This is a genomic window from Streptomyces sp. NPDC057565, assembly GCF_042801455.1.
In the GTDB taxonomy this organism is placed as follows: Bacteria; Actinomycetota; Actinomycetes; order Streptomycetales; family Streptomycetaceae; genus Streptomyces; species Streptomyces yanii.
On record NZ_JBHVFU010000041.1, the window covers coordinates 25324 to 51566 of the forward strand.

28 protein-coding genes are annotated in these 26243 nt (G+C 69.8%); 14 read left to right on the forward strand and 14 right to left on the reverse strand.

Annotated elements, in window-relative coordinates; genetic code table 11:
* The first annotated feature begins 15 nt into the window (after nucleotides 1-15).
* From ACFU8W_RS38410 to ACFU8W_RS38420, 3 genes are read left to right on the forward strand one after another with little or no spacing between them, the layout of a single operon-like run.
* Nucleotides 16-909, forward strand: a complete 894-nt coding sequence (locus ACFU8W_RS38410; RefSeq protein ID WP_345514391.1) for an AraC family transcriptional regulator — start codon at nucleotides 16-18, stop codon at nucleotides 907-909.
* 10 nt (nucleotides 910-919) lie between these two features.
* Entirely contained in the window at nucleotides 920-1723 is an 804-nt protein-coding gene (locus ACFU8W_RS38415; protein ID WP_384047820.1) for an AzlC family ABC transporter permease, read from the forward strand.
* Entirely contained in the window at nucleotides 1720-2025 is a 306-nt protein-coding gene (locus ACFU8W_RS38420) for an AzlD domain-containing protein (protein ID WP_384047823.1), read from the forward strand. The genes ACFU8W_RS38415 and ACFU8W_RS38420 overlap by 4 nt, the downstream gene beginning before the upstream one ends.
* A 200-nt stretch (nucleotides 2026-2225) precedes the next feature.
* Here the strand turns inward: ACFU8W_RS38420 and ACFU8W_RS38425 are convergent, their stop codons facing one another.
* On the reverse strand, nucleotides 2226-3140 hold the full coding sequence (locus ACFU8W_RS38425; RefSeq protein ID WP_384047826.1) for a hypothetical protein: 915 nt from the start codon (nucleotides 3138-3140) through the stop codon (nucleotides 2226-2228).
* A gap of 79 nt (nucleotides 3141-3219) precedes the next feature.
* On the opposite strand from ACFU8W_RS38425, the gene ACFU8W_RS38430 reads away from it, so the two are divergent.
* Both ACFU8W_RS38430 and ACFU8W_RS38435 read left to right on the forward strand, forming a co-directional pair.
* Entirely contained in the window at nucleotides 3220-3414 is a 195-nt protein-coding gene (locus ACFU8W_RS38430) for a DUF3046 domain-containing protein (protein WP_384047829.1), read from the forward strand.
* A 186-nt stretch (nucleotides 3415-3600) separates the two neighbouring features.
* Entirely contained in the window at nucleotides 3601-4770 is a 1170-nt protein-coding gene (locus tag ACFU8W_RS38435; RefSeq protein WP_384047935.1) for an AI-2E family transporter, read from the forward strand.
* Nucleotides 4771-4868: 98 nt separating this feature from the next.
* On the opposite strand, the gene ACFU8W_RS38440 is transcribed toward ACFU8W_RS38435, so the two are convergent.
* Nucleotides 4869-5753, reverse strand: coding sequence for an SDR family oxidoreductase (locus ACFU8W_RS38440; RefSeq protein ID WP_384047832.1), 885 nt, complete (start codon nucleotides 5751-5753; stop codon nucleotides 4869-4871).
* A 290-nt stretch (nucleotides 5754-6043) separates the two neighbouring features.
* Here ACFU8W_RS38440 and recA point away from each other — a divergent pair, with 290 nt between their 5' ends.
* Entirely contained in the window at nucleotides 6044-7174 is a 1131-nt protein-coding gene (gene recA / locus ACFU8W_RS38445; RefSeq protein ID WP_345514385.1) for a recombinase RecA, read from the forward strand.
* A 3-nt stretch (nucleotides 7175-7177) separates the two neighbouring features.
* Nucleotides 7178-7900, forward strand: coding sequence for a recombination regulator RecX (gene recX / locus ACFU8W_RS38450; RefSeq protein ID WP_384047835.1), 723 nt, complete (start codon nucleotides 7178-7180; stop codon nucleotides 7898-7900).
* 145 nt (nucleotides 7901-8045) lie between these two features.
* Here recX and ACFU8W_RS38455 read toward each other — a convergent pair whose 3' ends face one another.
* Nucleotides 8046-8684: a hypothetical protein gene (locus tag ACFU8W_RS38455; protein ID WP_384047838.1), complete on the reverse strand. Its 639-nt coding sequence runs from the start codon at nucleotides 8682-8684 to the stop codon at nucleotides 8046-8048.
* A 230-nt stretch (nucleotides 8685-8914) separates the two neighbouring features.
* On the opposite strand from ACFU8W_RS38455, the gene ACFU8W_RS38460 reads away from it, so the two are divergent.
* Entirely contained in the window at nucleotides 8915-9526 is a 612-nt protein-coding gene (locus ACFU8W_RS38460; RefSeq protein WP_384047841.1) for an ArsR/SmtB family transcription factor, read from the forward strand.
* Nucleotides 9523-12084, forward strand: a complete 2562-nt coding sequence (locus tag ACFU8W_RS38465; RefSeq protein WP_384047844.1) for an FtsX-like permease family protein — start codon at nucleotides 9523-9525, stop codon at nucleotides 12082-12084. The genes ACFU8W_RS38460 and ACFU8W_RS38465 overlap by 4 nt, the downstream gene beginning before the upstream one ends.
* A 61-nt stretch (nucleotides 12085-12145) precedes the next feature.
* Here the strand turns inward: ACFU8W_RS38465 and ACFU8W_RS38470 are convergent, their stop codons facing one another.
* From ACFU8W_RS38470 to ACFU8W_RS38505, 8 genes are all read right to left on the reverse strand, one after another.
* Nucleotides 12146-12553, reverse strand: coding sequence for a rhodanese-like domain-containing protein (locus tag ACFU8W_RS38470; RefSeq protein ID WP_384047847.1), 408 nt, complete (start codon nucleotides 12551-12553; stop codon nucleotides 12146-12148).
* Nucleotides 12550-13101 carry a cysteine dioxygenase gene (locus tag ACFU8W_RS38475; protein WP_384047850.1) on the reverse strand — a complete coding sequence of 184 codons (552 nt, stop codon included), beginning with the start codon at nucleotides 13099-13101 and terminating at the stop codon, nucleotides 12550-12552. The genes ACFU8W_RS38470 and ACFU8W_RS38475 overlap by 4 nt, the downstream gene beginning before the upstream one ends.
* 73 nt (nucleotides 13102-13174) lie before the next feature.
* On the reverse strand, nucleotides 13175-13261 hold the full coding sequence (locus ACFU8W_RS38480) for a putative leader peptide (RefSeq protein WP_311605579.1): 87 nt from the start codon (nucleotides 13259-13261) through the stop codon (nucleotides 13175-13177).
* Nucleotides 13262-13294: 33 nt separating this feature from the next.
* Nucleotides 13295-14911 carry an FAD-dependent monooxygenase gene (locus ACFU8W_RS38485; RefSeq protein ID WP_384047853.1) on the reverse strand — a complete coding sequence of 539 codons (1617 nt, stop codon included), beginning with the start codon at nucleotides 14909-14911 and terminating at the stop codon, nucleotides 13295-13297.
* Nucleotides 14912-15087: 176 nt separating this feature from the next.
* Nucleotides 15088-15999 (reverse strand): amino acid ABC transporter permease, encoded by a 912-nt coding sequence (locus ACFU8W_RS38490; RefSeq protein ID WP_384047856.1) that lies wholly within the window; start codon nucleotides 15997-15999, stop codon nucleotides 15088-15090.
* Entirely contained in the window at nucleotides 15996-16661 is a 666-nt protein-coding gene (locus ACFU8W_RS38495) for an amino acid ABC transporter permease (protein WP_345514374.1), read from the reverse strand. Before ACFU8W_RS38495 ends, ACFU8W_RS38490 begins: the two co-directional genes overlap by 4 nt.
* 75 nt (nucleotides 16662-16736) lie before the next feature.
* Complete coding sequence (locus tag ACFU8W_RS38500) at nucleotides 16737-17579, reverse strand: glutamate ABC transporter substrate-binding protein (protein ID WP_384047859.1); 843 nt, start codon at nucleotides 17577-17579, stop codon at nucleotides 16737-16739.
* Between the two features lie 59 nt (nucleotides 17580-17638).
* Nucleotides 17639-18424: an amino acid ABC transporter ATP-binding protein gene (locus ACFU8W_RS38505; protein ID WP_358858882.1), complete on the reverse strand. Its 786-nt coding sequence runs from the start codon at nucleotides 18422-18424 to the stop codon at nucleotides 17639-17641.
* 340 nt (nucleotides 18425-18764) lie between these two features.
* Here ACFU8W_RS38505 and ACFU8W_RS38510 point away from each other — a divergent pair, with 340 nt between their 5' ends.
* Entirely contained in the window at nucleotides 18765-19457 is a 693-nt protein-coding gene (locus tag ACFU8W_RS38510; RefSeq protein WP_345514371.1) for a response regulator transcription factor, read from the forward strand.
* Nucleotides 19458-19472: 15 nt separating this feature from the next.
* Nucleotides 19473-20867 (forward strand): ATP-binding protein, encoded by a 1395-nt coding sequence (locus ACFU8W_RS38515; RefSeq protein WP_384047863.1) that lies wholly within the window; start codon nucleotides 19473-19475, stop codon nucleotides 20865-20867.
* Nucleotides 20868-20910: 43 nt separating this feature from the next.
* Here the strand turns inward: ACFU8W_RS38515 and ACFU8W_RS38520 are convergent, their stop codons facing one another.
* Nucleotides 20911-21909 (reverse strand): TAXI family TRAP transporter solute-binding subunit, encoded by a 999-nt coding sequence (locus ACFU8W_RS38520; protein ID WP_384047866.1) that lies wholly within the window; start codon nucleotides 21907-21909, stop codon nucleotides 20911-20913.
* A 98-nt stretch (nucleotides 21910-22007) separates the two neighbouring features.
* On the opposite strand from ACFU8W_RS38520, the gene miaB reads away from it, so the two are divergent.
* Both miaB and ACFU8W_RS38530 read left to right on the forward strand, forming a co-directional pair.
* Nucleotides 22008-23510, forward strand: a complete 1503-nt coding sequence (miaB, locus tag ACFU8W_RS38525; protein ID WP_266990422.1) for a tRNA (N6-isopentenyl adenosine(37)-C2)-methylthiotransferase MiaB — start codon at nucleotides 22008-22010, stop codon at nucleotides 23508-23510.
* Between the two features lie 110 nt (nucleotides 23511-23620).
* Nucleotides 23621-24340, forward strand: coding sequence for a class III extradiol dioxygenase subunit B-like domain-containing protein (locus ACFU8W_RS38530; RefSeq protein ID WP_384047870.1), 720 nt, complete (start codon nucleotides 23621-23623; stop codon nucleotides 24338-24340).
* Between the two features lie 118 nt (nucleotides 24341-24458).
* Here the strand turns inward: ACFU8W_RS38530 and ACFU8W_RS38535 are convergent, their stop codons facing one another.
* Entirely contained in the window at nucleotides 24459-24698 is a 240-nt protein-coding gene (locus tag ACFU8W_RS38535) for an antitoxin (RefSeq protein WP_266980792.1), read from the reverse strand.
* A gap of 23 nt (nucleotides 24699-24721) precedes the next feature.
* A complete protein-coding gene (locus ACFU8W_RS38540; protein WP_384047873.1) occupies nucleotides 24722-24964 on the reverse strand; it encodes a hypothetical protein in 243 nt (80 codons plus the stop codon).
* A 235-nt stretch (nucleotides 24965-25199) separates the two neighbouring features.
* Here ACFU8W_RS38540 and miaA point away from each other — a divergent pair, with 235 nt between their 5' ends.
* Nucleotides 25200-26138, forward strand: coding sequence for a tRNA (adenosine(37)-N6)-dimethylallyltransferase MiaA (miaA, locus tag ACFU8W_RS38545; RefSeq protein WP_384047876.1), 939 nt, complete (start codon nucleotides 25200-25202; stop codon nucleotides 26136-26138).
* The last annotated feature ends 105 nt before the right edge of the window (nucleotides 26139-26243 follow it).

Consider the following 26243-nt stretch of genomic DNA (forward strand, 5'->3'; position numbering starts at 1 on the left):
GCGAGAATTCCGGGTATGGCGGCACGATCGGTCCCGGGGCCGACCCCGGATTCGGATTCGGCTGCGGGGGAGTGGGCGAGGTACTGGCAGTACGCGGAACTGCCCGACCTCGATCTTCTGCGCGCCCGGTACGTCCGCCACACCTTCCCGCGCCACAGCCACGAGGGCTATGTCTTCGGCACCATCACCCGGGGCATTGAGGACGTCGGGCTGCCCGGCGGCACCGTGCACGCGGGTCCCGGCACCGTCGTCATGATCAATCCGGAGGTGCCGCACACCGCCCGGGCCGGGGCCCCCGAAGGCTGGGTGTACGCCACGCTGTACCCGTCCGCGCAGGTGATCAACGACATCGCGGCCGATACGACGCGGCTGCGCGGCACGGTCGGCTTCGCCGAGACCAGCGTCCTGGACCCGGAGGCGGCCCGGCTCATCGGCGAGGTGCACCGGGCGGCCGAGGAGGGCAATGCGCTCGCCGCCGACAGCATGTTGCGGATCATGGTCGCGCGGCTGCTCAGCCGCCACGGCAGCGCGCTGCCCGCCCGTGCTCCCCGGTCGGCCGGCACCCGGGACGCGGAGCGGGCGCGTGCGGTGCTGGAGAGCCGTATGGCCGAGCCGCCGACACTGGAGACGTTGGCCGCCGAGCTCGGCACCAGCCCCTTCGCCCTGCTGCGTGCGTTCAAGAAGCAGTACGGGATGCCGCCGCACACCTGGCTCACCGATGCCCGGGTGCGGCGTGCGCGCCGGATGCTCGATGCGGGCATCGCGCCGGCGGACGCGGCGGCAGAGGTCGGCTTCACCGATCAGCCGCACCTCAACCGTCATTTCACCCGGATCGTGGGGGTGCCACCCGGCGCCTACCAGCGCGAACGCGCAAAAACGTACAAGACCGGTCCTGATTCGTCCGCGTAGCGTTCCGGACGTGCCAGAACAGACAGCATCCTCAGAGAGACTCGGCGAGACCGCCGACGGCGTCACCGCCGATGGCATTGCCGCCGTCGGCGAGGCGAAGCCGGACGCGGCCGTCATCCGCGACGCGCTCGGCGTCGGTATCGCGGTGGGCCTCTCCGGCTTCGCCTTCGGCGTCACCTCGGCGGGCTCCGGCCTGAGCCTGCTCCAGACCTGCGCGCTCAGCCTCCTTGTCTTCACCGGCGCCTCGCAGTTCGCGCTGGTGGGCGCCCTTGCCGCAGGCGGAAACCCGTACACCGCCGCCGCCGGTGCGTTCTTCCTCGGCGTACGCAACGCCTTCTACGGTCTGCGGCTGTCACAGCTGCTCGCCCTCCCGCGCGCCGTGCGACCGCTCGCCGCCCACTGGGTGATCGACGAGACGACCGCGGTGACGCTGCCGCAGCCCACCCGGCGGGCCGCACGGATCGGCTTCACCGTCACCGGACTCACCCTGTACGTGCTGTGGAACCTGACCACACTGCTGGGGGCGCTGGGCGCCGAGGCGCTCGGCGACACCGACACCTGGGGGCTGGACGCGGCAAGCCCCGCCGTCTTCCTCGCCCTGCTCGCTCCGATGCTGAAGAGCACCACGGAGCGCATCACGGCCGCTCTCGCCGTCCTGCTTGTCCTGGGGGCGCTGCCCATGCTGCCCGCGGGCGTACCCGTGCTGCTCGCCGCCCTCGCCGCACCTGCCGTCCTCTTCCTGATGGGACGCAGGAAGGCATCGGCCACTGAGAGACCGGCCAAGGACGCGACCACGGCGGAGGACGCCCGATGAACGTATGGACAGCGATCGCTCTCACCACCGCCGGCTGCTACCTCGCGAAGCTGCTGGGACTGCTGGTCCCCGCAGGGGCACTGGAACGCCCGCTCGTGCAGCGTCTTGCCGCGCTCCTGCCGGTGGCGCTCCTGGCGGCCCTCACAGCGCAGCAGACCTTCGGGAACGGACAGCAACTGGTGCTCGACGCCCGGGGTGCGGGGCTCGCTGCCGCCGCACTCGCCCTGGTGCTGCGCGCACCCTTCCTGGTGGTCGTGGGAGCTGCCGTCGTCGTCACGGCCGGGGTGCGTGCGCTCGGATAGACAACCTGGCCGGGCAGACAGTGCGCTCGGACAGGCAACGTGCAAGGGGCTCGGCCCACCGAGCCCCTTGCGCCGTCCGTCGCGCCCCGGTCCTCGCAGCCGCTGTGGCGCTGCCCCGCTGTTGCACGGCTCCACCCCCGGGGCCCGACGGCGCGACCACCGCATGACGACGGCGTCGGAAGCGACTGCGCCGCCCGGTCTCAGCCGATGCTGCGGCCGTGGGCCCGCAGCGTCAGCAGCGCCTTCAGCGTCACCAGGGGGCGGCCCTCCAGGGCGGTGCCCGGTGCCCACTGCCGCCAGTTCACCGGCCAGCCGCCGTCCGCCTGCTGCTCGGCCGCCAGATGGTCGAGCGAGCGTTCCAGCTCCTCGTCGGTGAACCATCTGCGGGCGAGCGATTCGGGGGTGCGGGCGTAGTCGTACGGGAAATGCTGCTCGCCCGGTGCGTAGCCGGCCGCCACCGGGTACTCCGCACGCCGCTCCGGATCCAGTACGGCCAGCCGCTGTTCCCGTACCAGCCGCCCGAGGCGGTCTGCCGCGGCCTCCGCCCGTGCCCGGTCCGGAGCACCGTCGAGGAAGGCGACCGCGGCTTCGATCTCGTACGGATGCGACTTCTCCAGCGCGTCGACCGCCGCCCAGCAGAAGTCGGTGGCCCGGAACAGCCAGGCGTGCCACACCGCGTTGCGGTGCAGCAGTCCGACGACGGGGCCGGTGGCCAGCAACTGGGCCGCAGGGTCGTCGACGATCGGGATGAACGGCGCGGCCGGATAGCCGCGCTGCGAGGGGAGGAGCGCGGGCAGTGCCCCCTCCTTGGCCGACGCATCGGTCAGGAAGCGGCAGATCCGCTCCACCCGCAGGCCGCTGCAGCGCCCGATGGAGTCCAGGACACTGAGCGCATGGGCCGTGTGCAGCGGCTGGCTGACGGGGCCCCGCAGATCCGGTTCGAGTGCGTGACCGTATCCGCCGTCCTCATTGAGATATGCGGCGAGCGCGGTCTCCACCGCGTCCGCGCTCCCGCCCAGGAAGTGATGGGCGAACCGCCGCTGCTCGAGGACGCGGGCGGTGAGCCAGATGAACTGCTCGGCACGCTTGAGGGGGCTTGCTCCTGTTCCGGCCATGGACCGACCGTAGGGCGGTAAGCGCTCTCTACGAGGCGTAGCGGCCCGGCTGCACTCTCAGGAGCGGGATACTGAAGTCATGCGGTTGACGATTTTCTGGGAACGGATGGCGGACCACTTCGGTGCGGGGTACGCCGACTCCTTTGCGCGCGATCATGTGATGGCCGAGCTCGGCGGGCGTACGGTGCACCAGGCGCTGGCCGACGGCTGGGAAGCGAAGGACGTCTGGCGTGGTGTCTGCATGGCGGTCGGCATTCCCGCCGACAAACGCTGACGCCGTGCCCGCCCATCGTTGGACCTCGGCTGTTCCCGGGGTGGGCGGCCGGCTGTCGCAGCTGTAGGCGAGACTGGATGCGTGGCACCGACAGACGAGACAGCTCAGACCCAGCAGCCCCTGACCCCGCCCGTCCCGCCGGCCGCGCCACCGACGGCCCCGCCTACCGGCAGCGGGTCGGCCCGAATGCCCGCGTGGCTGCCGCGAGCCATGGTTCTCGCCCTGGCGCTCTACGCCTGCTTTCGGCTCGGCAGCTGGGCGTTCGACCAGCTCATCGGGCTGTTGATCAATATCCTGATCGCCTTCTTCCTGGCGCTCGCCATAGAGCCTGCGGTGAGCCGGATGTCGGCGCGCGGTATGCGCCGCGGTCTGGCCACCTTCCTGGTCTTCCTCGCGGTGCTGATCGCCGGCGCCGGGTTCGTCGTGCTGCTCGGCTCGATGCTCGCGGGCCAGATCGTCGAGATGGTCGATGAATTCCCCAAGTACCTCGACTCGGTGATCAACTGGATCAACCAGAATTTCCGCACCGATCTCTCCCGGGTCGAGGTTCAGGACAGCCTGCTGCACTCCGACTGGCTGCAGAAATACGTCCAGAACAGTGCGACCGGCGTGCTCGACGTCTCGACCACCGTGCTCGGCGGGCTCTTCCGGCTGCTGACGATCTTCCTGTTCTCGTTCTACTTCGCGGCCGACGGTCCCCGGCTGCGCCGCGCCCTGTGCTCCGTGCTGCCGCCCGCCAGGCAGGCCGAAGTGCTGAGGGCCTGGGAGATCGCGGTCGACAAGACCGGCGGTTATCTCTACTCGCGCGGACTGATGGCTCTCATCTCCGGGATCGCGCACTACATCCTGCTGGTGATCCTCGGTGTGCCGTACGCCCCGGCGCTCGCGGTCTGGGTCGGCCTCGTCTCGCAGTTCATTCCCACGATCGGTACGTACCTGGCAGGCGCCCTGCCGATGCTGATCGCGTTCACCGTCGACCCCTGGTACGCCCTGTGGGTGCTCGGATTCGTCGTGATCTACCAGCAGTTCGAGAACTATGTGCTGCAGCCCAAGCTCACCTCGAAGACTGTGGACATCCATCCGGCGGTCGCCTTCGGCTCGGTCATCGCCGGTACGGCTCTGATGGGCGCCGTGGGCGCGCTCATCGCGATCCCGGCCGTCGCCACGCTGCAGGCGTTCCTCGGTGCCTATGTGAAGCGCTACGACGTGACGGACGACCCACGGGTGCACGGCCGGCATCTGTGGCGGCGCGGGGAGTCGGTGCTCTCACGGCTGCGGCGCGCGACGACCGGGGCTCCGGGGAACGACGGTGACGCGGATGCCGAACGGTCGAACGTGCCGGGTCCGCGGGCCTGAATCGGCAACCGGACGGCAGGTGGTCCGGCAGGTTGTGTGGCGCGTGCGGTGCGGGAGCGTGGGTTGCGGGGGCGTTCGGGTGCGGTCGGCGGGTGGGCTCAGCGATAGCCCGTCACGTCGGCCGGCAGGCCCGCGTCCTGGACCTCGGGGACGTACCTCCAGGCGTCGGGGCGGCTGCCGTCGAGGTCGGTGAAGCCGTAGACCTGCGCCAACTGTCCGCTGGACAACGACTGTCCGCTCCAGCGTGCGACCTCCGGGTCCTGCGCGAGCGCGGCCACGGCCCGGCCGACGAATGCGGGACTCTCGGAGATGGCGAAATGCGGCGCGCGGGCGATCGCGTCGCGCCGGTTCGCCGCGGTGACGCCGTAGGCATCGAGGATGGCCTCGGAGCGCAGCCAGCCGGGCGTGAGTGACACGGCGGTCGCACCGTGCGGCTGCAGCTCGTGCGCCAGGGCGAACGCCATCCGGTTCACCGATGCCTTGGCCAGGTCGTAGAAGAAGGAGACCCGGTAGGTTGCGGCGTTGTACTCGTCGGTTCCGTCGGTCACCTCGACGACCAGACCCCCTGGTTGCTCGATGAGGAGCGGAAGCGCGTAGTGGCTGGTGATGGCGTGGGTGTCGACGGCAAGGCGCAGGGTGTGCAGGCCGGTGTCCAGGGAGGACTCCCAGACCGATGTGCCCCACTCGATCTCCGCTCCCCGGATGTCGTTCACGAGAACGTGCAGGCAGCCGTGGTCGCGCCGGATGCGCGCCACGAGTGCGCAGACCTCCGAGGGCACGAGATGGTCCACCCGCACCGGGATCCCGTGGCCGCCCGCCTCGTCCACGAGAGCCGCGGTCTCCTCGATGCTCTCCGAACGGTTCATCTCCGACCGTTGGGTCCCGGTCGTCCGCCCCGTCACGTAGACAGTCGCTCCGACCGCTCCCAGCTGAACGGCGATGCCTCGGCCCGCACCGCGCGTGGCGCCGGCGACCAGGGCCACTCCTTCTGCCGGTGATGTCCCCAATGGTCGGAATCCAGCATGAGGTCGACCACGTTTCCTTGACTCCCCAAATGCGCGATGCTAGGGCGCTACTCTGGGGGCGGGTCGGTCCGGCGTGGTGCGCTTGACACTGAAATCGAACATCCATTCTCATGGGATTCCGGCCGGGTTTTCCCGGGCCCGACCGTGGAGTTGTCCACAGGCCGGGAGGACGTCGAGGCCCATTGTCAGTGGCAGGGGTTAGCGTCTTTGACGTGAAGCGATCGACTCAAGCAAATCGGGTGGAACCCATGGCAGGAACCGACCGCGAGAAGGCGCTGGACGCCGCACTCGCACAGATTGAACGGCAATTCGGCAAGGGCGCGGTGATGCGCCTCGGTGAGCGGCCGAACGAGCCCATCGAGGTGATCCCCACCGGGTCGACCGCACTCGACGTCGCCCTCGGCGTCGGCGGACTGCCGCGCGGCCGTGTGGTGGAGGTCTACGGGCCGGAGTCCTCCGGCAAGACGACGCTGACGCTGCACGCGGTGGCGAATGCGCAGCGGCTCGGCGGCTCGGTGGCCTTCATCGACGCGGAGCACGCCCTCGACCCCGAGTACGCGAAGAAGCTCGGCGTCGACATCGACAGCCTCATCCTGTCCCAGCCGGACAACGGTGAGCAGGCGCTCGAGATCGTGGACATGCTGGTCCGCTCGGGTGCTCTCGACCTGATCGTCATCGACTCCGTCGCGGCGCTCGTGCCGCGCGCGGAGATCGAGGGTGAGATGGGTGACTCGCACGTGGGTCTGCAGGCCCGTCTGATGAGCCAGGCGCTCCGTAAGATCACCAGCGCGCTCAACCAGTCCAAGACCACCGCGATCTTCATCAACCAGCTCCGCGAGAAGATCGGTGTGATGTTCGGCTCCCCGGAGACCACGACCGGTGGCCGGGCGCTGAAGTTCTACGCATCGGTGCGCCTCGACATCCGCCGCATCGAGACGCTGAAGGACGGCACCGACGCGGTCGGCAACCGCACCCGCGTCAAGGTGGTCAAGAACAAGGTCGCGCCGCCGTTCAAGCAGGCCGAGTTCGACATCCTCTACGGTCAGGGCATCAGCCGCGAGGGCGGTCTGATCGACATGGGCGTGGAGCACGGCTTCGTGCGCAAGGCAGGCGCCTGGTACACGTACGAGGGCGACCAGCTCGGTCAGGGCAAGGAGAACGCCCGTAACTTCCTCAAGGACAACCCCGACCTCGCCAATGAGATCGAGAAGAAGATTCTCGAGAAGCTGGGTATCGGCGTCAGGCCGGAAGCGGCTCTGAGTGCCGAGCCCGGTGCGGACGCGGCGGGCGGCGCTGCGGCTCCGGCCGACGGCGCGAAGTCGGTGCCCGCTCCGGCCGGCAAGGCCAAGCCGGCCAAGGCTGCGGCGGCCAAGAGCTAGACCGTGACGCGTCGTACGGAGTGGCCGGACAGCGCCGTCGGCGCCGGTCCCGGCCCAGGAGCCGCCGGGCGCACGGACGATTCCGCGTCCGAGTCCGCATGCGGACCGGAGGCCGGTCACGGCACCGGCTCGGGCGGCGGATTCGGCGAGGGTGCGGGCCGTCGTGCCCGCTCCCGCTCCAGGAACAGCGGTTCCCCTTCCTCGTCGAGGGCCGAGAAGGGGGAGCCGCGAGACCCGGTCGAGCAGGCGCGCAATATCTGTCTGCGGCTGCTCACAGGGACTCCGCGCACCCGCAAGCAGCTTGCGGATGTGTTGCGTAAGCGGGAGATCCCGGACGAGGCAGCCGAAGAGGTGCTGTCGCGTTTCGAGGACGTCGGACTGATCGACGACGCGGCGTTCGCGGACGCCTGGGTGGAGTCCCGGCACCACGGCCGGGGGCTGGCCCGCCGCGCTCTCGTCCGGGAGCTGCGCACCAAGGGGGTGGACTCGACGGTGATCGACGAGGCCGTCGGGCAGCTCGACTCCGAGCAGGAGGAGGAGACGGCCCGCGAGCTCGTCGCGCGCAAACTCCGCTCCACTCGCGGACTGGACCGCGACAAGCGGCTGCGCCGCCTTGCGGGCATGCTCGCGCGCAAGGGGTACGGGGAGGGGATGGCCCTGCGAGTGGTGCGTCAGGCACTCGAAGCGGAGGGCGAGGACACGGAAGGCCTGGACGAGCCGTTCTGACGGCGTCCCTGTCGGTATGTGCGGGGATGTGCGCACAGGGGGCGTGCACGCAGCGGATGTACACGGCGCGGGCGTTGCGCGCAGGGGGCACGCACGGTGACGGTGTGCACGCTGAGGTTGCTGCGGGTCGGGGGAGGCGCGGAGGTCACTGTCCGGCATGTGAGGCGCGGCGAATGGTGGCGTCGAGCAGGGCCACAGCATCCGCCGCGGTGCGGCCGGGGTGTCGGTTCCAGGGGCCGATCAGGTCGGTCCAGCCCTGCGAGCGAAGCTCGGCGACGATCCAGGCGCCGGCCCGGTCCACGGTGTCGAGGGAGCCGTAGCCCAGGCGGTGTGCGGTGAGAAGGGCGCCGCAGACGCACCGGGCACCGCGGGCGTTCCGCAGCCGGTACGGGGTGTTCTGCCAGCCCCACTCGGTCAGGATCTGCCGCGCGTAGGCGAGGTGGGTGGAGGGCCGCAGTTCGGGCTGCCCGATGCGGCGCCAGCTGTGGAACCGATCGGGGAGGATTGCGCCGAGGCGCCCGGGGAGGGGGCGCTCGCGCGGGGCGGCCGGGGGCACGGAGCGGACCGAGTCGGCGATCAGCTGATGGACGGGCACGGACAGCAGATCGCGCCAGTCTGCCGGATGCCGGTCCGCCGGGTGCGGCAGGGAGCCGGGTGAGGCGGAACGCACCGGTTCGGGGATGGTGATGTCCCAGCCCGTGACGATCTGCTGCCAGGCGTCCGTGTCATGGAGGCGGGCGGCCTGACGGTCGAGCTGGTCGGGGGTGAGGGCGGCGTTCGGCATCTGCGTGGCATCTCCGTCATATCGATCCCTTGTATGAGGTGAATGTCTGCCTTGTGGTGAAGGTGCTCCACCGGGGTGAGCCATTCGGGTGCGTGCCGGGTCGGATCCCGGTCGGTTCCGGAGCGGTTCCGAGGGGAGACACGACAGCAGCTGCCGGGGGAAAACCCCCGTACGAAGACGCCGACGCGCTCCAGTGCCCAGGTATCTGTGCACAGAGCAGTGTGTGACGCATGGCAGAGAAGTCCGGTGGCACCGACATCACAGAGCTGGCCGCTCTCGGAGCGCTCGCGCAGCCGAGGCGGCAGCAGATCCTTCAACACCTCACCCTGCACGGCCCCGCGACGTCCGCGATCCTTGCCCGCGCCCTCGGGCTGAACACCGGGGCCACCAGCTACCACCTGCGTGAACTGGCCCGGTACGGCTTCGTGGAGGACGTCCCGGCCGAAGAGCCGGACGGGCGTCGGGCGAGGTGGTGGCGGGCCGTTCCCGGCGACCGACGCTTCCCGCCCCGGTCCCGCCAGAGCCCCGAGGTGCGCCTCGCCATGGACGAACTGAACCGCCACGCATACGCCGCCGACCTCGCACTCTTCGAGCAGCTTCAGCGCGACAGCGGCGAACGGGGCGAGTGGGCCGACGCGTTCCCGTACTCACGCGGCGCCATCCGGCTCACGCTCCCCGAACTCCGCGCGTTCTTCGAGGAGTACATCGCGCTCATGAACCGCTACAAGCGGTCCGACGCCGACACTCCGCCGGGCGCCCGCATCGTCCACACCCGGCTGCTCGCCTTCCCGGCCCCGCCCTCGGCCGCCGACCACGACACGAGAGAGACGGACGCATCATGATGCTGCGCTACGCCCTGCAGACGATCCGAGACCGAAAGGGCGGGTTCCTCGGCACCCTGCTGGCTCTGATGTGCGCCGCTGCCCTTGTCACCGCCTGCGGCACGCTCCTGGAGACCGGCCTGCGCGGACGGATCGAGACCGAGCGCTATGCCGCGGCTCCCCTCATCGTCTCCGCCGACCAGAATGTCCACCGGACCACCGTCAAGCACAAGGGCAACGGGAAGACGAAGGTCAAGCACAAGGCGAAACCCGTGGCTGAGCGCGCCTGGCTCCCCGCAGCCACCGCGGACCGGATCCGGAACGTGGACGGTGTACGCGAGGTGGTCCCCGAACTCACCTTCCTCGCCGTGCCCGTTGCCCGGTCCACCGGCAAGCCCGCCACATCCTCCACGCCCTCGTACGGACACTCCTGGGCCTCCGCCTCCCTCACTCCCTTCGCTCTCACCGCGGGCCGTCCCCCCGTCTCCGCCGACGACGTGGTGATCGACCGGAGTCTCGCCGAGCGGACCGGCCTGAAGCCCGGAGACCGGCTCACCGTGCAGTCCACCGGCGCTCCCCGCCCGTACCGCATCAGCGGTGTCGCGGCCCCGGCCCACCGCGGCGACCTCCGGCAGCAGACCTCCCTTTTCTTCTCCGGTGCCGAGGCCGCCCGCCTCTCCGCCCGTCCCGGCCAGGTCACCGCCATCGGTGTGGTGCCCGCGCCGGGCACGGACCTCGACCGGCTGAAGCGGCAGGTGGAGCAGGCGCTCGGTGGCACCACCGCGCAGGTCTCCACAGGAGATGACCGCGGCCCCGTCGAGTTCCTGGATGCCGCGGGCGCCAGGATCAAGCTCGTTTCCATGGGCGGTGCGATGGGTGGCACCTCACTCCTCGTCGCGATCCTCGTGGTTGTCGGCACCTTTGCGCTCTCCATCCAGCAGCGCCACCGTGAACTGGCCCTGCTGCGCGCCGTCGCCGCCACACCGCGCCAGGTCCGCCGTCTTCTCGGGCGTGAGGCGCTGCTCGTCGGGGCCGTGGCCGGCGTGCTGGGCTCGCTCGCCGGACTGCCGCTCGCCGGCTGGCTCCACAGTCGATTCATCGACATGGGCGCGATCCCACCGTCGCTGGAACGCACCGCGGGCATCTTCCCGGTCTTCGCCGCCCTCGCCGTCACCCTCCTCGGCGCCTGGGCAGCCGCCAGGATCTCCGGCCGCAGGATCGCCCGTATCCGCCCTGCCGAGGCCATGGCCGAGTCCACGGTCGAGCGCGAGCGGCCGGCCGCGGTCCGGATCGCCGCAGGTCTGGTGCTGCTCGCGGGCGGCGGAGCGCTCGTCGCCGTACTCGGCAGCCTGCGCACCGAGGCGGCCTCGACCCCCGTCACCTTCCTGGCCGTCGTGGTACTGGCCACGGCCGTGTCGCTGCTCGGACCGCTTCTTGTCAAGGTGGCGGCGGCACTGTTCGCAGGCCCGCTCCGGCCTGCCGGTTCCGGGGGCACGCTGGCCACCGCGAACATCCGTGGAAACTCCACCCGGATGGCCGCCGTCGTCACCCCGCTCACTCTTCTCATCGCGATGACCTGCACGGTTCTCTTCGTCCAGCCGACCCTCGGTGACGCCGCCCGCGCCCAGTCCCGTGAAGGAACCCGTGCCACTTGGGTCCTCTCCTCCCAGGGGCCCGGAGTCCCGTCCGCCGCCGCCGAGACCGTGCGCAGGACGCAGGGCGTGACGGCCGTCACCGAGGTCGTACGGACCACGGTCAGGGTCGGCCTCGAGAAGTTCACGGCTCAGGGCGTCACCCAGGCCGGCCTCTCCCGCACCTGGGACCCCGAGGTGACCAGCGGCTCGCTCGCCGGTTTCGCCGCCCGTCCCGACACCGCCGCGATCAGTGAACTCGCCGCCGAACAGTTGGGGCTGCACGCCGGCAGCGAGCTGACAGTGCACCTCGGCGACGGCACACCCACCACCCTCACCGTCGCCGCGGTCTACACTCGCGGCCTCGGTTTCGGTGATCTGACCCTGCCCCACGATCTGGTCGCCCGTCACATGGACAACCCCCTCGCCGCCACGGTCCTGGTCGCCGGAGAGAGCGACCGCAGTCGGCTCGCCGCCGCACTGCAGAAGTTCCCCGGCATCGCCGTGCTCGCCCCTGCCACCGCCGACCGGCTCCGGGCGGACCGACAGCAGCAGAACGCAGAGGTCAACTATCTGGCCATGGGCCTGGTCCTCGCCTTCACCGCGATCGCGGTCGTCAACACCCTCGCCATGTCGGCGTCCGAGCGGATCCGGGAGTTCGCCATGCTCCGGCTGGCCGGTGCCACTCGACGCCAGGTTCTGCGGATGCTCCGTATCGAAGCCCTGTCGCTTCTGCTGATCGCCGCCGTCGTCGGCACCGGCATCGCCCTCGCCGTGCTGACCGCCTTCAGCATCGGCATGACCGGCAGCGCGGCGCCCAGCGTCCTGCCGTCGGTGTACGTGACGGTGGTGGGCGCAGCCGCACTGCTGGCACTCGTCGCGTCGACGCTGCCCGGCCGGCTGGCACTCAAGGTCAGCCCGGTGGAGGTGGCGACGTCCAGGCAGTGACACCGCCGGCCGGTGGCGGGCGGCACAGCGCAGGGCGCAGCGCGGCCGGGACAGCCACCGGTCAGGCGCCGACCGGCAGGCCCGCCGCCCGCCAGGCCTGGAACCCGCCGATCAGATCCGTCGCCCGGTGCAGCCCCAGCTGCCTCAGGGACGCGACCGCGAGACTCGACGCGTACCCCTCGTTGCAGACCACCACCACCTGCAGATCGTGGCTGACCGCCTCCGGCGCGCGATGGCTGCCCTGCGGGTCGAGCCGCCACTCCAGCTCATTGCGCTCGACGACCAGTGCCCCCGGAATCAGCCCGTCCCGCTCGCGCAGCGCCGCGTAGCGGATGTCCACCAGCAGGGCGCCGTCCGCTGCGGCGGCGATCGCCTCGTGCGGGCCGATGCGGTCGTACCCGGCCCGGACCCGCTCCAGCAGTTCGTCGATCCCCACCCGCGCCGCACCGTTGTTGTGCCCGTCACTCACTGCCAGTCCTCCGGGCGTTCGATGTGCTCGAGACGGAGTAGCGCACCGGTACGGCTGTAGCGCCTGATCTGCGGCAGCGGCGGATAGTACGCGTGCACCGAGATCGCGTGCTCGGTGCCGGATTCGTTCAGCACCTCGTGCACATGGTGCCGGCCGAACGCCCTGCCCCGGCCGGCCGTCAACTGCCGGGACCGGTCGACACCTTCGGCCAGTTCGAGGGTTCTCCAGCCGTCGGCGGGCAGCCTGGCCGCGAGCGAATGCTCCCTGAGCGTGCCGGCCGCGGTGGTGAAGGCGCCGATCGAGTCGGCGTGGTCGTGCCAGCCGGTGCCGGTGCGTGGCGGCCAGCCGATCAGCCAGGCCTCGCTGCCGCCGGGTCCGTCGAGCCGGATCCAGGTACGGCCCTCGGGGTCGAGGGGGAGCGAGGCGATCAGACCGGCGTCCGCTGCCGTACGACGGACGAAGTCGAGCAGTTCCGCCGCCGTGGGACCGGCACCGGAGTCCGGGCCGGCAGAAGGCGTGCGTACAGAAGGTGGGGGAGAGGCAGACACAGTGACCGTCCTGAGAGTTCGCGCGTGATGCCCGGCGTGCGACGGAGCGCGCGCCGCGGCAGGGAGAGGCGATTCAGCAGGACGGGCGACACACGCAGCCCGCATAGCGGACGAGGTCCATATGGACCCTCCGCCACAGGCGCACATCGGTGTCGGTCACATTTCGGAGTACACCATGTGCTGCCCGTGGGGGTCAATTGATGTCCGCGGTCCGGTCGGAGCGTACGGAGGCACGTGGCGCACCGCCGCGCACCGCGTCCGCAGCCTCGAAAATTTCCGCGGGCCGGACCCCGCCGAACGATGCCACCAGATGCCCGTCCGGCCTGACCAGCAGCACGGTATGGGCCGTGGCACCCGGGTAGGCCTCGGTCACCAGCAGTTCCCCCCTCATCGGCAGGGCGTCGACCGTTTCGACGAGCCGGGGCATCACGCCCGCGGTCAACCAGTGGCGCCGGTCCCACACCCCGGTTCCCGGAGCGACCAGCACGACCAGCAGACGGCCCCGCCCCAGCCGCTCGCGCAGCCGTACGGTCGTGCCGTCGGGCGCCGTCACCCGTACATCGTCGACCGGCGCGCCCGGGGGCGTACTCACCGATGTGTGCGCCTCCGCGTACGCAGGCGCAAGGGGGGAGTGCGAGTACGAAGGGGGCGCACCCAGTGGGCCGCACCCCAGGTGACCGTCGGCCAGCAGTGAATCGTGCCCCCGTGCGCTCCCTGGGACGATGGTCCGCAGTCCTCCGCCGCCGCGCAGTATCGGCAGCGACTGGTCCGCCGCGCGCAGCCGGGAGGCGACCGCGGCCCGGCGCTCCGCCTGGTAGCTGTCGAGCAGCACGTCGGAAGCGCCGTGATGCCAGGCCTGCGCCAGCTTCCAGGCCAGGTTCTCGGCGTCCCGCAGCCCTTCGTCGAGCCCCTGCGTACCGAGTGCACCGAGGAGATGGGCGGCGTCCCCGGCAAGGAACGCCCGCTGGACCCGCCATCGCCGGGCCAGCCGGTGATGCAGCGTGTACACGCCCGTGTCCAGCAGTTCGTACGGCGGGGCATCGCCGCCGCACCAGCCCACGAGAGTATCCCGCACCTGGGTGATCAGGGCGTCGGGGGTGACGAGCTCGCCGCGTGGCGGGAGCAGCCAGTCCAGCCGCCACGCACTGTCCGGCAGCGGGCGCGCGGTGACCTCGGCGCCCCCGGTGCGCCACGGTGGCAGCCGGTGCAGCACGGCCTCGCCGGGCCAGGGCAGATCGGTGCGCAGCGCGGCGACGGCGTGTCGCTCCACCGCTGTGCGCCCCGGGAACCTGATGTCCAGGAGCTTGCGGACGGTGGATCTGGCGCCGTCGCAGCCGACCAGGTAACTCCCGCGCCACCAGGTCGAATCGGGTTCCCTGGTGTGCACCGTGACCCCGGCCGGATCCTGCTCAAGGGTGTCGATCCGGCTGGGCGGCGCCATGTGCACCAGCTCCTGCCCGGCGACTGCGGCCCGCAGCCCGCGCATCAGGGCGTGCTGGGGCAGATGGAGTGGGGCCGGGAGCGGATCACCGTGCGGGGAGTCCGCGCCGAGGCGCAGTTCGCGTACCAGCCGCTTGCGGCGCATGGAGCGCCAGCCCGTCCAGTGGGCGCCCTCGTCCCGGAGCGCCTTGCACCCGAGCCGCTCCACCAGGGCCGCGGTGTCCTCGCGCAGCACCACCGTCCGGGCGGGACGGGTCTCGTCCCTCCCCGGATCCTCGTCGAGGACGAGGGAGGGAACGCCCTGCGCGGCGAGGGCGAGCGACAGCGTCAGGCCGACGGGCCCGGCGCCGACGACGATCACCGGGTCCACGGCGCGACTCCCTGGGCCCGTGCGGTCGGAGGAGTGGAAGCGGAAGTGGGGGCTCGGTCGGCGATCACAGAACGTATGCAACCCACTGCCGGTGCTTGCGTCAAGTGACACCCGAGCGCGGCGAAGGGCGCCGGTGCATACACCGGCGCCCTTCCGCAGCCATTGCCGACGAACCGTCAGACGGCGCTTCCGCCATCGACTTTGAGCGCCGGCGCGCCGATGGTCTCCAGTTCGCCGCCGGGTGCGGCACCGACCACGGCGCCCGTGCTCTTCTTCCCGCGCCGCAGCCGGCCCTCCAGCCAGCCCGCGAACGAGGTGAGCGCGAAGTTCACCACGATGTACAGCACGGCGACGATCGTGAAGCACGCGATGGTGTTCGCGCCGTAGTTCGCGCTCATCGGGCGGACCGATGCCAGCAGCTCGGGGAAGGTCAGCACCGCACCACCGAGCGCGGTGTCCTTCACGATCACGACGAGCTGACTGACGATAGCGGGCAGCATCGCGGTCACCGCCTGCGGCAGCAGCACGTACACCATGATCTGGCCCTTGCGCATGCCGATCGCCTTGGCCGCGTCCGTCTGGCCCTGGGGAAGGGAGTGGATACCGGCCCGCACGATCTCGGCGAGCACCGAGGCGTTGTAGAGGACCAGGCCGGTCACCACGGCGTACAGCGGGCGCACATCGGTGCTGATGTTTGTGTACTCAGAGTACGCCGCGTTCGCGGTGATCATCAGAATCAGCACCGGGATGGCGCGGAAGAACTCCACGACCACGCCGGCCGGCATCCGTACCCATCGGTGTTCCGAGAGCCTGCCGATCCCGAACAGGGCGCCGAGCGGCAGTGCGATGATCAGGGCGAAGAACGCCGCCTTGAGCGTGTTCTGCAGGCCCGGCCAGAGGTACGTCTCCCAGGGCTGGGAGCTGGTGAAGAAGGGCTTCCACTTGATCCAGTCGAGCTGGTGCTTGGCAGCGAGGCTGTCGTACACCCACCACACCGCGGCTGCGGCGCACAGGACGAACAGCGCCGTGTACAGGACGTTGCGCTGCTTGGCGCGCGGCCCCTGGGCGTCATAGAGGACGGAAGTCATCGCTTCACCGCCACCTTCTTGCTCACCCAGCCGAGGATCAGGCCGGTCGGGAGGGTCAGAACGATGAAGCCGAACGCGAAGACCGCGGAGATCAGGATCAGCTGGGCCTCGGCCTCGATCATGCCCTTCATCAGGTACGAGGCTTCGGCGACCCCGATCGCGGAGGCGACCGTGGTGTTCTTCGTCAGCGCGATCAGCACGTTGGACAGCGGGTTGACGACCGAGCGGAAGGCCTGCGGGAGGATGATCAGCCGCAGCACCTGGGTGAAGCTCAGTCCGAGGGCGCGCGCTGCCTCCGCCTGGCCGACCGGCACGGTGTTGATGCCCGACCGGAGCGCCTCACAGACGAACGCGGAGGTGTAGACGACCAGCGCGAGCACCGCGAGCCGGAAGTTGATGTCCTTGAAATCGCTGGCTCCGAGGCTGATGGTGAGCGTCTGGAAGAGGCCCAGCGACGAGAAGACGATGATGACGGTCAGAGGGATGTTCCGGATGACGTTCACATAGGCGGTGGCGAAACCGCGCATCAGCGGGACCGGGCTGACCTTCATGCCGGCCAGCAGCGTTCCCCATATGAGGGAGCCGAGGGCCGAGTAGACGGTGAGTTGCACCGTCACCCAGAAGGCCCCCAACAGGTCGTAACCTTCAAGAAAGTCGAACACGATCTCCCGCGCTTCCGCGTGTAGGAGGGCATGGCGCGCCGCCGTTCACGGACGGCGCGCCGGGTCAGCCCTGCTTCACTTGACGATGTTGCCGATCTTCGGGGCCTGCTCGTTCTTGTAGTTCGCCGGACCGAAGTTGGCCTTCACCGCCTTGTCCCAGGAACCGTCCGAGACCATCTTGGTGAGCGCGTCGTTGATCTTCTTCTTGAGGTCGGCGTCGCCCTTCTTCAGGCCGATGCCGTAGTTCTCGTTGCTCATCTTGAAGCCGGCCAGCTTGAACTTCCCCTGGAAGTCCTTCTGCGAGGCGAAACCGGCCAGGATGCTGTCGTCGGTGGTCAGTGCGTCGACAGCCTTGTTCTCCAGGCCGGTGAGGCACTCGGAGTAGCCGCCGTACTCCTGCAGCTGGGCCTTCGGCGCCAGCTTGTCCTTGACATTCTGCGCCGAGGTCGAGCCGGTCACCGAGCACAGCTTCTTGCTGTTCAGGTCGGCCGGGGACTTGATCGAGTCGTCGTCGGCACGGACGAGGATGTCCTGGTGCGCCAGCAGGTACGGACCGGCGAAGTCGACCTTCTGCAGACGCTCGTCGTTGATCGAGTAGGAGGCGGCGATGAACTTGACGTCCCCGCGCTCGATCGCCGTCTCGCGGTCGGCGCTCTTGGTCTCCTTGAAGGTGATGTCCTTGGCGTCGTAGCCGAGTTCCTTGGCGACGTACGTGGCGACATCGACGTCGAAACCGGTGTACTTGCCGTCGGGCGTCTTCAGACCGATACCGGGCTGGTCGATCTTGATGCCGATGGTGATCTTCTTGCCGCCGCCGGCCGAGTCGCCGCCCTTGTCGTCGGAGGAGCCACAGGCGGTGGCGGTGAGGGCGAGCGCGAGCACGGCGGCCGATGCGGCGGTGACCTTACGAAGCTGCATGGTGAACTTCCCTAGTGTTGACGCGATGACGCGATGTGAGTGAACAGCTGATCCGGAAATCAGTGGTGCAGGATCTTCGAAAGGAAGTCCTTGGCCCGGTCACTGCGCGGGTTGCTGAAGAACTGGTCGGGCGACGCCTCTTCGACGATCTTCCCGTCCGCCATGAAGACGACACGGTTTGCCGCCGAGCGTGCGAAGCCCATTTCGTGGGTGACGACGACCATGGTCATGCCGTCCCGGGCGAGCTGCTGCATGACTTCCAGCACCTCATTGATCATCTCCGGGTCGAGCGCGGACGTCGGCTCGTCGAAGAGCATGACCTTGGGGTCCATCGCCAACGCCCTTGCGATGGCCACACGTTGCTGCTGGCCTCCGGAGAGCTGCGAGGGGTACTTGTCGGCCTGCGTCGCCACGCCCACCCGGTCGAGCAGCGAACGCGCCTTCTCCTCGGCAGCCGTCTTGTCCGCCTTGCGGACCTTGAGCTGCCCCAGCATCACGTTTTCGAGCACCGTCTTGTGCGCGAAGAGATTGAACGACTGGAAGACCATGCCGACATCGGCACGCAGCCTGGCCAGCTCCTTGCCCTCCTGGGGCAACGGCTTGCCGTCGATCGATATCGCGCCCGAGTCGATCGTCTCCAAGCGGTTGATCGTGCGGCACAGCGTGGACTTTCCGGACCCGGAAGGTCCGATCACAACCACGACCTCGCCCCGTGCGATGGTCAGGTCGATGTCCTGGAGCACATGCAGCGCGCCGAAGTGCTTGTTGACGTTGCTCAGTACGACAAGGTCGTTCGCCGCGGGCACGGCATCCTCGGCGGCCTTGGTCACTGAAACTCCGCTCATCGGCTTTTTGCTCCGTCCTCCTCGGTTGGGAAGGACCTTAGTGACGCAGTGCGACCACCGTCATCACATCTGAGCGGAAATTGAGCATAACGATCCGGCGGCAACCGGACACTCCGCGTGAACGGGACGACGGGAGAGGTACCGGGGGCGTACCGGGTGCATAACGGAAACCCCGATGTAATAGGTGGGCCCTTGACTGGCGTACCGGTCATCGGAGTGGATGCCCTGGTACGTGATGACGTGAAACACCTCGGTACGGGGAAGTACCGGGAAGATGGACAGTCACCGGGGAGTGCGGGAAGTCTGCACCACGATGCGAAAGCGGAGAGGAAGGAGGGCCATGAGGCTGCTGCTCGTCGAGGACGACAACCACGTGGCGGCCGCCCTGTCCGCGGTGCTCGCCCGGCACGGCATCCAGGTCGTGCACGCGCGCAGCGGCGAGGAGGCCCTGAAGGCCCTGCTGCCGGCGGAGGCAGAGCCCTTCGGCGTCGTACTCCTCGACCTCGGACTGCCCGACCAGGACGGTTACGAGGTCTGCGGGAAGATCCGCAAGCGCTGTTCCATCCCCGTGATCATGGTGACCGCGCGGGCCGATGTCCGGTCGCGGATCCACGGCCTCAACCTCGGAGCGGACGACTACGTCGTCAAGCCGTACGACACCGGTGAACTCCTCGCCCGTATCCATGCGGTCAGCAGGCGAAAGTCAGCCGGGGAGGACACGGTGCAGACGCCCGTCGCCGCCCTGCGCCTCGGTCATGTCCACATTGAGCTGCCGACCCGCAGGGTCAGTGTCGACGGCGCCGAAGTCCAGCTCACCCGCAAGGAGTTCGATCTGCTCGCGCTCCTCGCCCAGCGCCCCGGCGTGGTGTTCCGCCGGGAGCAGATCATCAGCGAGGTGTGGCGCACGAGTTGGGAGGGAACAGGGCGCACGCTCGAAGTGCATGTCGCGTCCCTGCGTTCCAAGCTGCGGCTGCCCGCACTGATCGAGACCGTGCGCGGGGTCGGCTACCGGCTCGTCGCCCCGTCCGCGTAAAGGCGTACGTCCCCGGTGCGTACCCGTCTTCTCCCTCTGCTCATCGTCCTCATGGCGGCCGTGCTGCTCGCGCTCGGCTTTCCGCTGGCTGTGAGCGTGGCCGCCGCCCAGCAGCAGAGCGTGGTGATCGACCGCATCGACGACACGGCGCGCTTCGCCGCACTGGCCCAGTTCGTCACGGAACCGACCGGCAGCAACGACGAACGGCGCCGCGTGCTCCAGGCGGAGCTGGAGATGTACGACTCGGTGTACGGAATCCGGGCCGGCGTCTTCTACCGCGACGACACCGCCATGGCGAAGGCACCGGCCGACTGGCGGCTCCCTTTCCAGGGGGCGGGCCGCGAGGCGTTCAGGGAGGCGCTCCTCGGGCGCCGCAGTCATGATCCGCCGCAGGTCTGGCCCTGGCAGAGCGGCCGGGTCGTCGTCGCCTCGCCCGTCGTACGGGACGGCGATGTGGTCGCCGTCGTCGTCCTCGACTCGCCCACCGGCGAGATGCGCACCCGCACGCTGCGCGGCTGGCTGCTGATCGCGGTGGGCGAGGTGGTCGCCATGCTGGTGGCCGTCGGCGCCGCTATCCGGCTCACCGGCTGGGTCCTGCTGCCCGTCCAGACCCTGGACGCGGCGACCCACGACATCGCCAGCGGCCGGATGCGGTCCAGGGTGGCGGCATCGGGAGGGCCGCCCGAACTCAGACGCCTGGCCCGTTCGTTCAACGAGATGGCCGACAACGTCGAGGAAGTGCTGGAGCAGCAGCGCGCTTTCGTCGCCGACGCCTCGCACCAACTGCGCAACCCGCTCGCCGCGCTGCTGCTGCGCATCGAGCTCCTCGCCCTCGAACTCCCCGAGGGGAACGAGGAGATCGCCTCCGTCCGCACGGAGGGAAAGCGCCTCGGGCAGGTCCTGGACGACCTGCTGGACCTGGCGCTGGCCGAGCACGCCGCGGCCGACCTCCAGCTCACCGACATAGGCGCGCTCACCGCGGAACGGGTGGCTTCCTGGCGCCCGTTCGCGGAGGAGAACGGTGTACGGCTGACGGCGGACGGGGCGTCCGCCGTGACAGCCTGGGCGGACCCCATCGCGCTGTCCAGTGCCCTCGACGCCGTCATCGACAACGCGTGCAAGTTCACCCCCGCCGGTGAAGAGGTCCGTGTCACCGTCGCGGCCGACCGCGACACCGTCACCGTGGCGGTCGCCGACCGCGGCCCGGGGCTGACCGATGAGGAGCTGGAGCGGATCGGCGACCGCTTCTGGCGCAGCGCCCAGCACCAGAACGTGCAGGGGTCCGGTCTCGGGCTCTCCATTTCCCACGCACTGCTCGCCGCGGGCGGCGGCTCTCTCTCCTATACCCCGCACGAGCCGCACGGACTGCGGGTGACGGTGGCGGTTCCGCGCAACGGTCCGAGCGACTGACTCCTGTACCGGGTGCCGCGACGGCGCTTCCCGACGGAGTGCGTCAGGGCTTGACCGACCGGTAGTAGCGTCTGGCCCCGTCGTGCAGCTCCAGCGGATCGGTGTAGATCGCCGTCCGCAGATCCACCAGCTGCGCCGCATGCACCTCGCTTCCGATGCGGTCCCGGCTGTCGATCACCGTCCGGGTGAACGCCTCGGTCATCGCCGGATCCGTGCGGTCCGTGGTGACCAGCACGTTGGCGACGGCCACCGTCGTGATGGCCGATCCCTGCTGGGCGCTGCGGTACGCGTCGGCAGGCATCACGGCCGAGCGGTAGTAGCGGGTGGGGCCGCCACCGGCCCGCAGCCGCTTGATCAGCGATGCCTCCAGGGGCACCAGTCTGATCGGGAAGCGGTCCGACAGCTCCTGCACAGCAGTGGTCGGCAGCCCGCCGGACCAGAAGAAGGCGTCGAGAAGGCCGTTCTGCAACTGCGTCGGCATCGTGTCGATCCCGGCCGGGACCGGAGTGATGCCGTGCGTCGGATCAAGACCCGCGGCGGTCATCAGCCGGTCGGCGACCAACCGCACGCCCGAACCCTTCTGCCCCACCCCGATCCGCTTGCCGGCGAGATCCGAGACGGTCTGCACGTCCGAGTCCTGGGGCACCACCAGCTGGATGTAGTCGTCGTACAGCCGGACACAGCCGCGCAGCCGGTCGGCCCCTGCCTTGCCGTCCCGTAGATATGTGGCGAGGGCATCGGTCGTGGCGATGGTGAAGTCGGCCTTCCCGGTCGCCACCCGCTCGATGTTCTGCTGGGAGCCCTCGCTGGTCTGCAGCTGTATCGAGACCATGGGCAGGTCCTTGGCGAGCGCTCCCCTGAGCCGCTCGCCGTAGCGGTGGTAGACCCCGCTGCGCACCCCTGTGCTGAAGGTCAGCGATCCGCTCGGCGGCGGATCCCCGAGCGGCAGTACCCACCACAGCAGCAGCCCGAGAACGACGGCGACGACGGCGCCCCCCTGAAGAGTGCGTCGGCGGCCGATACGGGACAGTGCCTGGAGCATGGCGCGATCCTGCCAGCTCACTCCTCGTGATGGCCAGGGCCGGTCCTGTGGAAGAGGGGCCCGGGGTGCCCGTACGACCTCGTACCCTGGTGGACGAGATGAGCGAGGTAGAGGGTTTGAAAACGTACGAGGTGCGCACCTACGGGTGCCAGATGAACGTCCACGACTCCGAGCGGCTGTCGGGGCTGCTGGAGGGCGCGGGGTACGTACGTGCGCCCGAGGGCGCCGACGGTGACGCCGATGTCGTCGTCTTCAACACCTGCGCGGTGCGGGAGAACGCGGACAACAAGCTCTACGGCAATCTCGGCCGGCTTGCCCCGATGAAGACGAAGCGGCCCGGGATGCAGATCGCGGTCGGCGGCTGTCTGGCGCAGAAGGACCGCGACACGATCGTCCAGCGGGCCCCATGGGTCGACGTCGTCTTCGGAACGCACAACATCGGCAAGCTGCCGGTACTTCTGGAGCGCGCCCGTATCCAGGAGGAGGCGCAGATCGAGATCGCCGAATCCCTGGAGGCGTTCCCCTCCACCCTCCCCACCCGCCGCGAGTCCGCCTACGCCGCGTGGGTCTCCATCTCCGTCGGCTGCAACAACACCTGCACCTTCTGCATCGTCCCGGCGCTGCGCGGCAAGGAGAAGGACCGTCGCACCGGCGACATCCTGGCCGAGATCGAGGCACTGGTCGCCGAGGGAGTCTCCGAGATCACCCTGCTCGGCCAGAACGTGAACGCGTACGGCTCCGACATCGGCGACCGCGAGGCCTTCTCCAAGCTGCTGCGCGCCTGCGGGAAGATCGAGGGCCTGGAGCGGGTCCGCTTCACTTCGCCGCACCCCCGCGACTTCACCGACGACGTGATCGCGGCGATGGCCGAGACACCGAACGTCATGCCGCAGCTGCACATGCCGATGCAGTCGGGTTCGGACACGATCCTCAAGGCGATGCGGCGCTCGTACCGGCAGGAGCGGTTCCTCGGCATCATCGAGAAGGTACGCGCCGCGATGCCGGACGCGGCTATCTCCACCGACATCATCGTGGGCTTCCCCGGCGAGACGGAGGAGGACTTCGAGCAGACCATGCACGCGGTCCGTCAGGCGCGCTTCGCCAACGCCTTCACCTTCCAGTACTCCAAGCGGCCCGGAACCCCGGCTGCCGACATGGAGGGGCAGATCCCGAAGGAGGTCGTCCAGGAGCGGTACATGCGCCTGTCCGCCCTCCAGGAGGAGATCTCCTGGGACGAGAACAAGAAGCAGGTCGGCCGCACCCTGGAGATCATGGTCGCCGAGGGCGAGGGCCGTAAGGACGGCGCCACACACCGTCTCTCCGGCCGTGCTCCCGACAACCGTCTGGTCCACTTCACGAAGCCGGAGGAGGACGTGCGCCCCGGCGATGTGGTGACGGTCGAGATCACCTACGCCGCCCCGCACCACCTGCTCGCCGAGGGCGCGCCGCTCGGCGTGAGGCGGACCCGGTCCGGGGACGCCTGGGAGAGGCGCACCGTCGCCGAGGCCGCCAAGCCGGCCGGAGTGATGCTGGGGCTGCCCGGCATCGGCGCCCCGGCGCCGCTGCCGCCCGCGGCGGCTCCCGGCTGCGGGTGCGACTGACCTCGCAGGAAAAGGCGGCATGAACCCGCGGCCGGTACGCCGGGTCGCGGACCTGTGGCCGGAGGGGACGGGGAAACAGGCGGAATCGGCTGACGCAGTACGCTCCCAGCATGCTTGTCGCCGCAGCTGTCTGCCCCTGTCCGCCCGTGCTGGTACCCGAGGTCGCCGCCGGAGCCGCGCCCGAGCTCCGAGCCGCGAGGACCGCGTGCATCGACGCCCTCGGCGTGCTCGCCGCGGCCCGTCCCGACCTGCTGATCGTGGTCGGGCCCGCGGATCCCGATGGCCGGGGGTCGCATCCCGAGGGGGCCCCGGGCTCCTTCAAGGGCTTCGGCGTCGATCTCGACGTCCGGCTCGGGCTCGGGGGAGCCCCCGGGGCTACGGCGGAGCGCTCGCTTCCGCCGTCCCTCTCCGTCGGCGCCTGGCTCCTTGCCCGTGCGAAGTGGGCGGACGCGCCGATCGAGGGTCTCGGCGTGGGGGAGACTCTCGAAGCCGGGCTCTGCGCGAGCACCGGACGGGAGCTGGCGGCCAGGGCCCGCCGCGTGGCCATGCTGGTGATGGGCGACGGCAGCGCCTGCCGCACAGTCAAGGCCCCCGGCTATCTGGACGAGCGCGCCCTCTCGTTCGACACGGAGGTGGCACGGGCCCTGGGCGCCGCGGACCTCGCCGTGCTGCGTGCGCTGGACGAGTCGCTGGCGTGCGAACTGAAGGTGGCGGGCCGGGCGCCGTGGCAGGTGCTGGCGGGTGCGGCGGAAGGAGCCGGGCTGAGCGGGCGGCTGCTTTACGAGGACGCTCCGTACGGCGTCGGATACATGGTCGCCACCTGGTCCTGAGACCGGACCTGGTTGGTTTCGGACCGGTCCGGAGAGTCTCCGGGCGGCGCAGCACGTGACGGCCGTGGAGCGAAGCCGCTCCACGGCCGTCCACCGTGATCAGGTCGAGGTGCCGAGGTCAGGAAGCCGGCGGCGGCGTACCGCCCTCGCCCATGTGGGACAGACGGTCAATCGCATCCTTGGCCTTCTGCGAGCCGGACTCGATCTTGTCGCTGTACTTGCCTTTTGTCTTTTGATCGACCGTCCGTGCGGCCTTGTCGATCCCATGGTCGATCTTGTCCCCGTGCTGCTGCGCGAGGCCGCCGACCTTGTCCTTCGCCGGACTCAGCTTGGCCTTCAGACTGTCCATGAAGCCCATCGGACACCTTCCCTGCTGGGGGACTACGTGTGGGCGTTCTCTCCGGTCCCGTTGTCCACCGCTTCGTCGGCCGACTGCTGCTTCGGGATCTCCACGCCCTCGGAGGACTCCGACCCGGTGGACCTCACCGACTCGCCCACCGTCGCGCCGGACGAGGCCGACGCGGCGACCTGGGAAGCCTCGTCCGTCGGCGGGCCGGCGGCTTCCTCGGCCGACGCCTCGACCGCTCCGGAGGAGGGACGGCGGAACCATGAAAAAACGCCCATATTTGCTCCATATTTTACTCGTGCGATCGAAATTCCGCGCCGCCCGGAGCGTCTCCTTGTGTCACTCGGGCTCTCGTTCGCCGGCCCTCGTCGAGCCTTCGGTCGTCCGACCACCTGCCGGACGGGGGGCCGGTCCGAACCGGCGCGCGAAACCTCGGAACAGCAAACGACCCCGGCTTCGTGCCGTCACGTAACTCGTTCGGGGAGAGGCCTGGAGATTTGCGAGACTGGGGCGGTGAGTAGTCCATCTCCCGCACCGCGGGTCATCGCCGTCGTCGGTCCCACTGCAGCCGGAAAGTCCGATCTGGGGGTATTCCTGGCCCAGCAGCTCGGTGGCGAAGTGATCAATGCCGACTCCATGCAGCTCTACCGGGGGATGGATATCGGCACCGCGAAGCTGACACTCGCCGAGCGCGGATCCGTACCCCACCGTCTGCTGGACATCTGGGACGTGACCGAGACGGCCAGCGTCGCCGAGTACCAGCGGCTGGCCCGCGCCGAGATCGACCGGCTGCTCGCCGAGGGCCGGACCCCGGTTCTGGTCGGCGGCTCCGGGCTGTACGTGAAGGGTGCGATCGACGCACTGGAATTCCCCGGCACGGACCCCGGTGTGCGCGCCAGACTGGAACAGGAACTGGCGGATCACGGCTCAGGGGCACTGCACGGCAGGCTCGCCGCCGCGGACCCCGAGGCGGGTCGCGCCATCCTGCCGAGCAACGGCCGCCGCATCGTCCGGGCCCTCGAAGTCATCGAGATCACCGGCAAGCCCTTCACGGCCAACCTTCCGGGTCACGAAGCGGTCTACGACGCGGTCCAGATCGGTGTCGACGTGGCCCGCCCCGAACTCGACGAACGCATCGCCGTCCGGGTCGACCGGATGTGGGAGGCAGGACTCGTGGACGAGGTGCGGACTCTGGAGGCCCGCGGTCTGCGTGAGGGGCGCACCGCCTCCCGTGCGCTCGGCTATCAGCAGGTGCTTGCCGCACTGGCCAACGAGTGCACGGAGGGCGAGGCACGCGCCGAGACGGTTCGCGCCACCAAACGCTTCGCGCGGCGTCAGGACTCCTGGTTCCGCCGCGACCCCCGCGTCCGGTGGCTGAGCGGCGCTGCGGAGCACCGCGGGGAACTCCCGCAGCAGGCGCTGGCGTTGGTCGAACGGGCGGTTACAGCCTGATCACGTGATGGCATCGGGAAGCCCTGCCCGTCATGAAGGCGACCGGGAGCGTGCCATCATCGAGCATCGATCGACCAGTGGAGTCCGAGTTGGGAGGGCGCGTGG

Bases quoted from the DNA above. Each gene is read 5' to 3' on its own strand.
- ACFU8W_RS38410 (WP_345514391.1), top strand. From the start codon at position 16: ATGGCGGCACGATCGGTCCCGGGGCCGACCCCGGATTCGGATTCGGCT.
- ACFU8W_RS38420 (WP_384047823.1), top strand. From the start codon at position 1,720: ATGAACGTATGGACAGCGATCGCTCTCACCACCGCCGGCTGCTACCTC.
- ACFU8W_RS38425 (WP_384047826.1), bottom strand. From the start codon at position 3,140: ATGGCCGGAACAGGAGCAAGCCCCCTCAAGCGTGCCGAGCAGTTCATC.
- ACFU8W_RS38430 (WP_384047829.1), top strand. From the start codon at position 3,220: ATGCGGTTGACGATTTTCTGGGAACGGATGGCGGACCACTTCGGTGCG.
- ACFU8W_RS38435 (WP_384047935.1), top strand. From the start codon at position 3,601: ATGCCCGCGTGGCTGCCGCGAGCCATGGTTCTCGCCCTGGCGCTCTAC.
- recA (WP_345514385.1), top strand. From the start codon at position 6,044: ATGGCAGGAACCGACCGCGAGAAGGCGCTGGACGCCGCACTCGCACAG.
- ACFU8W_RS38455 (WP_384047838.1), bottom strand. From the start codon at position 8,684: ATGCCGAACGCCGCCCTCACCCCCGACCAGCTCGACCGTCAGGCCGCC.
- ACFU8W_RS38460 (WP_384047841.1), top strand. From the start codon at position 8,915: ATGGCAGAGAAGTCCGGTGGCACCGACATCACAGAGCTGGCCGCTCTC.
- ACFU8W_RS38465 (WP_384047844.1), top strand. From the start codon at position 9,523: ATGATGCTGCGCTACGCCCTGCAGACGATCCGAGACCGAAAGGGCGGG.
- ACFU8W_RS38490 (WP_384047856.1), bottom strand. From the start codon at position 15,999: ATGACTTCCGTCCTCTATGACGCCCAGGGGCCGCGCGCCAAGCAGCGC.
- ACFU8W_RS38500 (WP_384047859.1), bottom strand. From the start codon at position 17,579: ATGCAGCTTCGTAAGGTCACCGCCGCATCGGCCGCCGTGCTCGCGCTC.
- ACFU8W_RS38505 (WP_358858882.1), bottom strand. From the start codon at position 18,424: ATGAGCGGAGTTTCAGTGACCAAGGCCGCCGAGGATGCCGTGCCCGCG.
- ACFU8W_RS38510 (WP_345514371.1), top strand. From the start codon at position 18,765: ATGAGGCTGCTGCTCGTCGAGGACGACAACCACGTGGCGGCCGCCCTG.
- ACFU8W_RS38520 (WP_384047866.1), bottom strand. From the start codon at position 21,909: ATGCTCCAGGCACTGTCCCGTATCGGCCGCCGACGCACTCTTCAGGGG.
- miaB (WP_266990422.1), top strand. From the start codon at position 22,008: ATGAGCGAGGTAGAGGGTTTGAAAACGTACGAGGTGCGCACCTACGGG.
- ACFU8W_RS38530 (WP_384047870.1), top strand. From the start codon at position 23,621: ATGCTTGTCGCCGCAGCTGTCTGCCCCTGTCCGCCCGTGCTGGTACCC.
- ACFU8W_RS38535 (WP_266980792.1), bottom strand. From the start codon at position 24,698: ATGGGCTTCATGGACAGTCTGAAGGCCAAGCTGAGTCCGGCGAAGGAC.
- ACFU8W_RS38540 (WP_384047873.1), bottom strand. From the start codon at position 24,964: ATGGGCGTTTTTTCATGGTTCCGCCGTCCCTCCTCCGGAGCGGTCGAG.